Below are 8,996 nucleotides of genomic sequence, written 5' to 3' on the forward strand. Positions count from 1 at the left end.
GTCGAGGCTGACGGGATAGCCGTTCTCGAAGCCGACCTCGATCTCGAGCGTCTCGCCCGTCGGCGCGGTCGTCCACTCGTAGATGTCCTCCGGCGGAACGTAGCTCGGCTCTTCGAGTTCGGAGCCCTCGATGGAGCGACTCCAGAGGTTCGTGTCGATGCTGTATTTGCCCTCGTCGCCGCCCTCGACGGGCAGATCGCGCTCGTCGGCGTACTCCTGTTCGAACTCCCGTGTCAGGCCGAGTTCGCGAACGGGCGCGATGACCTCCATGTCGGAGTCGCGCCAGACGGCCTCGAAGCGGAGCTGATCGTTGCCCTTTCCGGTACAGCCGTGGGCGAGGCCGGTACAGCCCTGCTCTTTGGCGACTTCGAGGATCGCCGTCGCGATGACGGGGCGGGCGAGCGCGGTGCCGAGGGGGTAGCCCTGATAGGAAGCGTTGGCGCGGACGGCGTCGAAACAGAGGTCGGCGAACTCGTCTTTCGCGTCGACGACGTAGTGTTCGAGGTTCAGCGCCTCGGCCGTCTCCTCGGCTTCGGCGAACTCCTCTTCGGGTTGGCCGACGTCGACGGTGACGCCGATGACCTCGTCGTAGCCGTATTCTTCCTTGAGCAGCGGTACGCAGACCGTGGTGTCGAGCCCACCGGAGAAGGCGAGCGCGATACGTTTGTTGTCGGACATGGGTTGTGTGTTGATGGAGCGACTGTCGACCGGACAGTCATCGTTGGAATCGGGCGAACGCGACGTGGGGTGTAGATACTATTCGGGCCTAACGGCCCGGTCGTCGCGGTCGCGGGAGAATGAGGGACCCACCGCTGACATCGGCCGCGCCGGAACGGTGGGTGATCGTCATGTACCTCCACCTATTCCGAGAAGGCTATTAAACCCTTGCGGGTCGGCAAGAATCCTTTGTCACGCTATCACGAACCGCGGTGCGGCAGCGCGTTCAGCGACGCCGGTGAGCCAGCAGGGCCGCCGCGACGAGCGCGCCGACGGCCACCGCCGGACCGAACCCGGCCCCGTCGCCGGAGGACGCCTCGTCGGATTCGGCGACGACCTCGAAGCCGCCCTCCGGCTCCGAGAAGGACGTAAAGCCCTCCCACGAGGCTGACGTCGCGTTCTGCTCGTCCGGGTCCGGCGTCGCAGCGGTGATCTCGTACTCCTCGGGGACGACGACCACGAGTTTCCGGTCGAGTTCGTCGTACAGCGAGAAGGGTTCGGCGAGGACGAGTCGACCGTCCTCGGCGGTCGCGAGGTTCCCCCACGTGAACTGGTAGGCGACCGTCCCGACGTTGCCGTCGACGCTCGTCTCGACCGTGACCTCGCCGACGGTCATATCGCGGTCGGTCTCCTCGTCAGCGACGTTGTTGACGTACTCCGTGTCCTGCTGGACCTGCTCGGCGGCCTCCCGTTGGGCCGTCTCATCGTCGTGGAGCGACTCGAACGCGTCGCGCTCGGCGTCGTTGCTCAGGTCGTACTCCTGTTCGAGCGAGATCTGCGCGTCGCCGTCGGCCTCCAGTTCGACGAGGAACCGGCCATCGACCGGCTCCGGCTCCTGTGCGGCGCCGACGCCGGCAAAAAGGCTGACTGCCAGCGTGGCGATCACCAACGCGACTATCGCGCGAGAGCAGGGACTCATTGCGGGAACACTGGCCATCCCGAAGGAAAAGCGACGCGGTTGGGTGTAGTTACGCGCGCCGATGGGCGAGCGCCGCCGCGACGAGTGCGCTGGCCGCGATGGCGACCCCAAAGCCGGTGCCATCGGCATCGGAGCCACCGGTCGCCGACCCGGAACCGTCGGCGACGACCTCGAAGCCGTCGAGGCTCGTGCCGGCGTTCCACGTCACGCTGCCCTCGCTACTACTGTCCGCCGACGGAGACGCCGAGGTTATCTCGTGGCCGTCCGGCGCCGCGACGGTGAAGGTCCGGTTCGGCTCGAACCCGCTTGCGAAGGGTTCAGTCACGGTGAGCCGGTCGTCTTCGACCGCCGCGAGGTTCTCCCACGTCACCGATAGCGTGACGATGCCGACGCCGTCGGCCGACGCCACGTCGACGCTCGCGTCGGTCACCGTCATCGACCGGCCGGTCTCGGTGCTCGCCCGGTCGGCCACGCTCTGCATGCGGTTGCCGAACCGTTCGGCGAGTTCCTCTCGGGCCGTCTCGTTCGATTCTAGTTCACCGAAGGCGGCCTGTTCGCTGTCCGTCTCGAGGTCGTATGTGTAGGTGACGGCTACGTCTGCGTCGCCCTCGGCGTCCAACTCGACGAGGAACTGCTCGTCGTCGTGTTCGGCCGCTGCGGCCGGCGGCGCGGTCGCTGACGACACCAGCGCAACACAGAGCAACACCCCGACGAACCGTCGTTTCCAGCTATTCGAGATCATGTGTTGAAACCAAACCAGAGATACTGTGTCGAAATCAGGCGCTCGACGGCGTCAGGCGTCCGCTCCGTTGGCCTCACCGTCGTCGGTCTCCGTCTCATCGACGTCGTCGTCTTCGTCGTCATCGGTCTCCACTTCTTCGGTCTCCGCTTCTTCGGTTTCAGTTTCCTCGCTCTCTGTATCCTCGTCTTCGGTCTCTTCAGTCTCCTCGTCGCGTTCGTCGTCACCCGCGTCTTCGGTCTCAGTTTCCTCGCTCTCTGTATCCTCGTCTTCGGCTTCCTCGTCGCGCTCCTCGACCTCCTCGTTGGCTTCTTCGCGAGCGTCTTCGGCCGCGTCGATGGCGTCCTCGGCGTGGTCGCCCGCCTCCTCGGCCAACTCGAAGGCACGGTCCTCGTCGCCCTCGTCGAGGGCGGCCTGCGCGTCGTTCAGCGCCGCGCGGGCGTTTTCGAGTTCGGTCTGGGCTTCGTCGAGCGATTCGGTCGCGTCCTCACTGGCGTTGTCACCGACCGCGTCCTCGGCGGCCGAGACGCGGTTCTCGGCGAAGGCGACGTGGTCCTCGGAGAAGGTCACTGCTTCGCTCGCGTTCTCCGGTTCGCCACGTTCGTGTTCGATCTCGACCTCGCGTTCGCCGTCTTCCTGCTCGACTTCGACCTCGACGGTGCCGCCCCGTCGTTCGATCTCGACCTCGACTTCGACCTCGCCGCGCTCGTTGCCCGCGATGCTCTGGGCGACGGCGACGATTTCGGCGTCACTCAGGTTGTCGGCGTTCTGCTGGAGCGTCCGGATGGCCGTCTCGTTGACGCCGCGTTCCTCGAGGGCGCCCTCGGGGAGACCGGCGGCGGTCTCGTTGGTCGTGTTCAGCTGTTGGCGGACGCTCTCGATTTCCGCGTTGAGCTTCGCGAGCTCGGCGCGGTACTCGCCCTCGCTGATCTCGCCTTCCTGGCGCTCCTCGCGAAGCTCCTCCCGTTCCTCACGGAGGTCCTCGAGGCGCTCTTCGAGGTCCTCGACGCGGTCGGCCACGCGGTCGGCGCGTTCGTCGTCGTCGGACGCCGACTCCAGTTCGATCTCGTAGGCGCGGTTCTCTATCTCACCCTCGAACTCGGCTTCCTGGACGCCGACGACACCCGAGAGCTGTTCGCCGGGCGTGACCGTCTGGTCGTCATCGGTTTCGTCCTGTGCGACGACGCCAGCGGCCGGGACCGCGAGCATCCCGATAACCAGCATCGCCGAAACCAGTAGGCTTGCATGCTTCATTGTACCCCATTCTACCCCCGAGAATCCTATATAAACACCCAGTCGTTCCGGCGAATCAACCTCGGTCAACGCCGATTAAGCCGAATTAAAACCACAATACAGGAGCCGCATCTGTGAATCAGGTACTCGATGACGGCCTGAACGGTAGGTGGATTTATAAGTGATGTTCGGAGGACTACTCGCGTCGCCGCAACGCCAGCAGGAGGGCCGCGACCGGCAGCGCGGCCAGCGTGAGCGCCCGCGCAAAGGTGCCGACACCCTCCAGTCCACGGTCGGGGGCGGCCGTCGTCGCGTCCGGGCCGTCGGCGGAGTCTCCGGCCGCCGTCTCGGTGCCGCCGTCGTGTTCGTTGAACCCGGCGTAGAACTCCGAGAAGTCGGTGGTATCCTCGCTCCACACCGCGCTGTTCAGTCGAGCGAGGCCCGGGCTCGGGTGAACGACGCCGCGCTGATAGCCCTCCGGACCGTGGATCGTCACGTCGCGGTCGGGTTCGTAGCCGCTGGCGAACGGTTCGGTCACGACGACCATCGTCTCGTTGTGATAGGCGAGGTTCTCCCAGGTGGCAGTCACCGTCACGTAGCCGTAACCGTCGCGTTCGTAGGTTTCGACCGCCGAGTCGCGGACGCGCATGTCGAGCGCCGACCCGTTCCGGCCGGTCGCCGCTGCCGCCTGGAAATCCGACATCACTGCCTCGCGGTGGTCGGCCCGTGCCGTCTCGTTGTCTGCGAACGCGGCGTAGGCCGACTGCTCCTCGGCGACGCTCAGATTGTACGTCGTCACGTGGACGACCTCGGCGTCCCCGTCAGCAGCCAGTTCGAACCCGAGGGTGTCGTCGGTCGATTCGTCGTGGACGCCACCGACGAGACCGGCCGTCGCCGCCAGACAGCAGGTCATCAGAAAAACGACCGCGAGCGTTCGCCGCATGGGCGTTCGTGTGCCGTGGCCTCCCAAAGCGGTTTCGCCTTCTATACATGGGCCACAGTGTTTTTGCGCTCGCCGGTCCCACCGGTCGGTATGCTCCCTAACCGCGGCGGCATGGACGTCGAGGACCTGCTGAAGATCGTCCTCGTGTTGGTCATCGTCTGGATCATCGTCCAGATATTGCTCGACGTACTCGAGTTCGCCTTCAGCGGGGTCGGGTCGCTGCTCGGTCTCGTCATCGTCGTCCTCATCGTGGCCTACTTCCTCGATTACATCTAACCCCGTGTACAGCCTCAACGCGCCCGTCCCCGCCGAAATCTCGCGTCTCGCCCGCGGGCTGGCATCGAACTGCTTCGACGCCACGCCCCGGGACCGCCACACGCTCGTCGTCAAACGCCTCGGCGACGGCGAGCCTCGCAGTCTCGCCAGCGAGATCCGTTCTCGCATCGTCGGCACGGAGCCGTTCTCGGCCCGTATCACCGGCGTCGAGACCTTCGAGAACCCGGCGACAGGGCGCGCCCCGGTCGCTTACCTCCGGGTCGAATCGCCCGGCATCGAGCGCCTCCATCGCCGCCTCTGTGAGCGATTCGAACCCGCAGAGGGCATCGAGGGCGACGAGTACGTGCCACACGTCACGATCGCCCGTGGCGGCGACGCCGGCCGATTGGCCGGCACGGACCTCGACCGCGAGTGGACCGTCGACTCGCTGGTCGTCTGGTCGTCGGAGTACCGCGAACCCGCCGAACGCATCGCCCTTCCCGTTCAGAGAGCGTAAAACGAGAAGGCGATGCCGAGGAGGATGAAGAACACCGTCATCCCGATGGGGTTGAGCAGGTACCGGAGCGGCGTATCGGCGACGAGGCATTCGACGGTCGTCTTCGGCGGCCGCGAGGCCCGAACCGGTCCGGAGGCGAGCATCGCGGGACGGACGGGTGCCTCGGCGGCACGGTCGGCCAGCGCCTCGACATCGACGCCGCCCGCCGCCTCGAAGTCCGCGGGGTCGTACCCCGCTTCGAGCAACGCGCCCGCACAGGGCTTACAGAGGACGTAATCCTGCCCGTCCTCCTCGTAGGCGGCCAGTTCCGTCGCCGATTGGGCGACGTGCTGGCAGCGCTGGCAGACGTGCTGGCGGTCCGAGCGCATCGTCGAGACGGGGCGTGGCGCGTCGGGGCGGGGAAACAGCGTCGCCTCGGACCGCCGGTCGCCGTAGGCCGGGTCGTCCGGATGGAGCGTCGCGTGACACGGGCCACAGAGCGTGACGAACTCCTCTAGGGTCTCCAGCGAGGGCGTCGTGTGCGGCGAGGCATGGTGGGCCTCCAGGCGACGGGCGCCGTCAGCGGCGTCCGTCGGTTCCTGCCGGTAGCCGCACCGCTGGCAGGTGTGCTCGTCGCGGTCGAGCACCTCGCCGCGGATGATCTCCCAGCGCGGCCCCTCGCCGTCGGCCGTCCGTCGGTTCTCCGGGCGTGGGTCGAAGTTCGTCGTCATGGCTGTGGCGGTCCCCCATCCCAGGCGTTCATATCGCTGTAGAAGTTCAACATGGCGAATTTGAGTTTCTCCGGGTCGATGTCGATGTGTTCGCTGCGCTCCTCGGGCGGGAAGGACGGATAGACGCTGTACTCGCCCAGTTCCACGCGCTGTGAGTGGGTGTAGCGTTCGTCGACCAGCACGCGCGCGCCGAAGTCCTCCGGCGACCGGATGACACGGCCGAGCGCCTGTCGGGTCTTCCGGACCGTCGGAATCTCGACCGCGTAGCGCCAGCCCGCGTCCTCGTCGGAGCCCTCGTCGCCGAAGGCGCCCTCGTAGGCGCGCTGGACGGCCTCACGGCGGTCGTCGAGATGCGGGTAGGGAACGCCGACCACGACGACGCTTCGAGCGTCGTCGTCATCGAAACTGACCCCCTCCGCGAGAGTGCCCCACAGCGACGTGAAAAGCACCGCGTCGGCCTCGGCGGTGAACTCCCGTCGCATCTCCTCGGCCCGGGTCGCGGGTTCGTCCAGATACGGCGTCGCATCGCCCGAAAAGCGATGGTAGTACCGTTCGGCCTCGGCGTAACTCGGGAAGAAGACGAGCGTGTTGCCCGGCGTGAACTCGACGGTATCCTCGATGACGCTGCCGACCGTCTCCTGGACCGTGGGGTCGTCACGCTTGCTGGCGAACAGCGCCGGCGTCTCGACGGCGTAGGTTCGCCGCTTTTCCTCCGGGAACTGCTCGCCGTAGGCCATCGTCACCGGATCATCGAGGCCCAGCACGTCCTCTGTGACCTCGAACGGGCGCAGGGTCGCACTCATCAGGATGGTCGAATGCAGTTCCTCGAAGAGCGGCCGCGTCACCTGCTGTGGCAGGCAGGTGTACAGTTCCGCCCGCCCGACGACGCCCGTCTCGGTGCGCCGAACGCCCAGGACGGGATACTGGCCGGGTTCGACCGACGACTCCATCCACTCCTCGATGAAGGAGGCCGCCGACAGCGTCGGACACTCCTTTCGCGTCGTCGCCTCGCCGTCCTTGTAGGCCTGCTCGTACCGTCGGTCCAGTTCTTCGCCGAGCGCCAGCGCCTGGTCGAGGTCCGTCGAGAAGCCCTGCCCAGTATAGTTCTGGAGGAAGGCCACCGAGAGGTCGTCACGGCCGTCCTCGTTGTCGATCGGGACATCCTCCCAGTCCTCGTCGACCGTCTCCCGTTCGCCGAAGCCGAAGGAGTCCTCGTAGGTCTCCACGAGGGCGTCCCGGAACGTCTCGATGACGTTCGCCGCCGGGTCAGCGCGGGCGTCGTCGGACTCGTCGAGTTCGTCCAGCGCCCCCTCCAGCGTCTGTTCGGCTAGCTTCCGGGAGGCGTGGTCCCGGGCCGCATCCGCGACGTTGTGTGCCTCGTCGAAGACCACGATGATGTCCTCGGGGTCACGGCCGAGCCACCGGAAGAACTGCTCGCGGATCATCGGGTCCAGCAGGTGATGGTAGTTGCAGATGACGAGGTCGACGCCCTCGATGCCGTCCTTCAGGAGTTCGTACCCGCAGAAATCCATCGCGTGGGCGCGTTCGTAGATCTCGTCGGGCGTCCGAACGTCCTCGTAGAGCCACTGGTAGAACTCGTCGGTCTCGCCGGTGAGGTTGTTGTAATACCGGTCGCAGATGTTCCGCTCCTCCTGAAGCGCCTCGATGCTCGCTTCGACGTCGTCGATCTCGTCCATGACCGACCCGCGGGCCTGGGCGGCCTCGCCGTCGCCCTCTTTGCTCGCATCCAGCAGTTCGCCCTCACGGTCCTCGAGTTCCGCCAGATCCTGCTCCTTGTCGACCAGATCACGGGTCGTATCCCGGAGGGCCTGACATTCCTCGTAGCCGACGTCGATGTGGCACATCGAGGACTTTCCGCGGAAGACGACCGACCGGATCGGTTTCTGGTCGTTGATTGCGCGGGCCTCCTCGATGAACTGCCGGGTCTGCTGGTGGACGTTCGTCGTGATCACGACCGTCTTGCCGGCGGCCCGACCGTACTCCAGGGCGGGCACCAGCGAGGCCAGCGTCTTGCCCGTCCCGCAGGCACCCTCGAAGAGCACGTCCCGCTCCTCGACCAGCGCCTCGCGGATGTTGCCCATCGCATCCTCCTGATGGTCGTACGGCTCATCGTACGGGAAGAATCGCGCGTGGCCGGACGACTCTGACACAGGAGTCACTCAGTCTTTTTCAAATAAAAGGGTTCGCCGCGCGGAGTGAAAGTTATACGGCGGACGCCGCGCTCGAGGCGCTCGTTCGACGTTATAAAAAGCGGGCTGGAATCAGGCTAACGCGTTCAGCATCAGCACGAACACGCCCAGCAGGACGCCGAAGGCGATGACCGTTCGGGGGTCCATCGTGGGCGTGTTGCCGCTCTCTTCGTCGAAGTACCGGACGAGTCCGGCACTGGACATCAGCCCGCCGGAGTTTTCTCCGCTGCTCATACGCGACAGTTCGCAGGCGTGGGGGTAAGCCTTTCGGCAGCGCGCCGTCGCTGCTGTGGGTCGGAACCACCGGTTGGAAAACCCTTAAGCGAGCGGCTAAACAACGTCCGATAGTCATGCCCGTTACCCTCAAGGACTTCTATGCGGACTGGTGCGGCCCGTGCAAGACGCAGGACCCCATCCTCGACGAACTCGAAGAGGAGTTCCCCGACGTGGATTTCGAGAAGGTAAACGTCGACGAGGAACAGGACGTCGCAAACGAGTATCAGGTCCGCTCGCTGCCGACGCTCATCATCGAGAACGACGACGGCATCGTCGAGCGCTTCGTCGGCGTCACTCAGCGTGACGACCTCGAAAGCGCGCTGAGTCAGGCCGGGGCCTAAGACCACGAACTTTTTGCACGGTCGCCTCGCTTCGCTCGGCGACCGGCAAAAACTTCGATGAAAAAGACACTTCGACCCTCCCTCAGGAAGACTCGCTAGCGCTCGTCTTCCAACGCTCCCGCTCACTCCGTTCGCG

Annotated in this window: 11 protein-coding genes; 3 read left to right on the forward strand and 8 right to left on the reverse strand. The window is 65.8% G+C overall.

What is annotated here, in order from left to right:
- From V5A53_RS10565 to V5A53_RS10585, 5 genes are all read right to left on the reverse strand, one after another.
- Positions 1 to 678: argininosuccinate synthase domain-containing protein (locus tag V5A53_RS10565; RefSeq protein WP_332313573.1), on the reverse strand; the 678-nt coding region annotated here is incomplete at its 3' end.
- Positions 679 to 943: 265 nt separating this feature from the next.
- Entirely contained in the window at positions 944 to 1,636 is a 693-nt protein-coding gene (locus V5A53_RS10570; protein WP_332313574.1) for a DUF7345 domain-containing protein, read from the reverse strand.
- 49 nt (positions 1,637 to 1,685) lie between these two features.
- Positions 1,686 to 2,378, reverse strand: a complete 693-nt coding sequence (locus V5A53_RS10575) for a DUF7345 domain-containing protein (RefSeq protein ID WP_332313575.1) — start codon at positions 2,376 to 2,378, stop codon at positions 1,686 to 1,688.
- Positions 2,379 to 2,429: 51 nt separating this feature from the next.
- Positions 2,430 to 3,629, reverse strand: coding sequence for a hypothetical protein (locus V5A53_RS10580; protein WP_332313576.1), 1,200 nt, complete (start codon positions 3,627 to 3,629; stop codon positions 2,430 to 2,432).
- Positions 3,630 to 3,804: 175 nt separating this feature from the next.
- Positions 3,805 to 4,551, reverse strand: coding sequence for a DUF7345 domain-containing protein (locus V5A53_RS10585; protein WP_332313577.1), 747 nt, complete (start codon positions 4,549 to 4,551; stop codon positions 3,805 to 3,807).
- Between the two features lie 90 nt (positions 4,552 to 4,641).
- Between V5A53_RS10585 and V5A53_RS10590 the strand changes: the two genes are divergently transcribed.
- Both V5A53_RS10590 and V5A53_RS10595 read left to right on the forward strand, forming a co-directional pair.
- Positions 4,642 to 4,827: a DUF7554 family protein gene (locus tag V5A53_RS10590; protein ID WP_332313579.1), complete on the forward strand. Its 186-nt coding sequence runs from the start codon at positions 4,642 to 4,644 to the stop codon at positions 4,825 to 4,827.
- Positions 4,828 to 4,831: 4 nt separating this feature from the next.
- Positions 4,832 to 5,323 (forward strand): 2'-5' RNA ligase family protein, encoded by a 492-nt coding sequence (locus V5A53_RS10595; RefSeq protein WP_332313580.1) that lies wholly within the window; start codon positions 4,832 to 4,834, stop codon positions 5,321 to 5,323.
- On the opposite strand, the gene V5A53_RS10600 is transcribed toward V5A53_RS10595, so the two are convergent.
- The 3 genes from V5A53_RS10600 to V5A53_RS10610 all read right to left on the reverse strand — a co-directional run bounded on the left by V5A53_RS10600 (position 5,311) and on the right by V5A53_RS10610 (position 8,477).
- Positions 5,311 to 6,033, reverse strand: a complete 723-nt coding sequence (locus tag V5A53_RS10600) for an HNH endonuclease (RefSeq protein WP_332313581.1) — start codon at positions 6,031 to 6,033, stop codon at positions 5,311 to 5,313. The two genes, V5A53_RS10595 and V5A53_RS10600, sit on opposite strands and share 13 nt — an antisense overlap.
- Complete coding sequence (locus V5A53_RS10605; RefSeq protein ID WP_442928688.1) at positions 6,030 to 8,204, reverse strand: ATP-dependent DNA helicase; 2,175 nt, start codon at positions 8,202 to 8,204, stop codon at positions 6,030 to 6,032. The genes V5A53_RS10600 and V5A53_RS10605 overlap by 4 nt, the downstream gene beginning before the upstream one ends.
- 111 nt (positions 8,205 to 8,315) lie before the next feature.
- Positions 8,316 to 8,477, reverse strand: a complete 162-nt coding sequence (locus V5A53_RS10610; protein ID WP_332313582.1) for a preprotein translocase subunit Sec61beta — start codon at positions 8,475 to 8,477, stop codon at positions 8,316 to 8,318.
- Positions 8,478 to 8,593: 116 nt separating this feature from the next.
- Here V5A53_RS10610 and V5A53_RS10615 point away from each other — a divergent pair, with 116 nt between their 5' ends.
- Positions 8,594 to 8,860 (forward strand): thioredoxin domain-containing protein, encoded by a 267-nt coding sequence (locus V5A53_RS10615; protein WP_332313583.1) that lies wholly within the window; start codon positions 8,594 to 8,596, stop codon positions 8,858 to 8,860.
- Positions 8,861 to 8,996 lie beyond the last annotated feature (136 nt).

It is taken from the genome of Natronomonas sp. (assembly GCF_036625485.1).
Taxonomy (GTDB): Archaea; Halobacteriota; Halobacteria; order Halobacteriales; family Haloarculaceae; genus Natronomonas.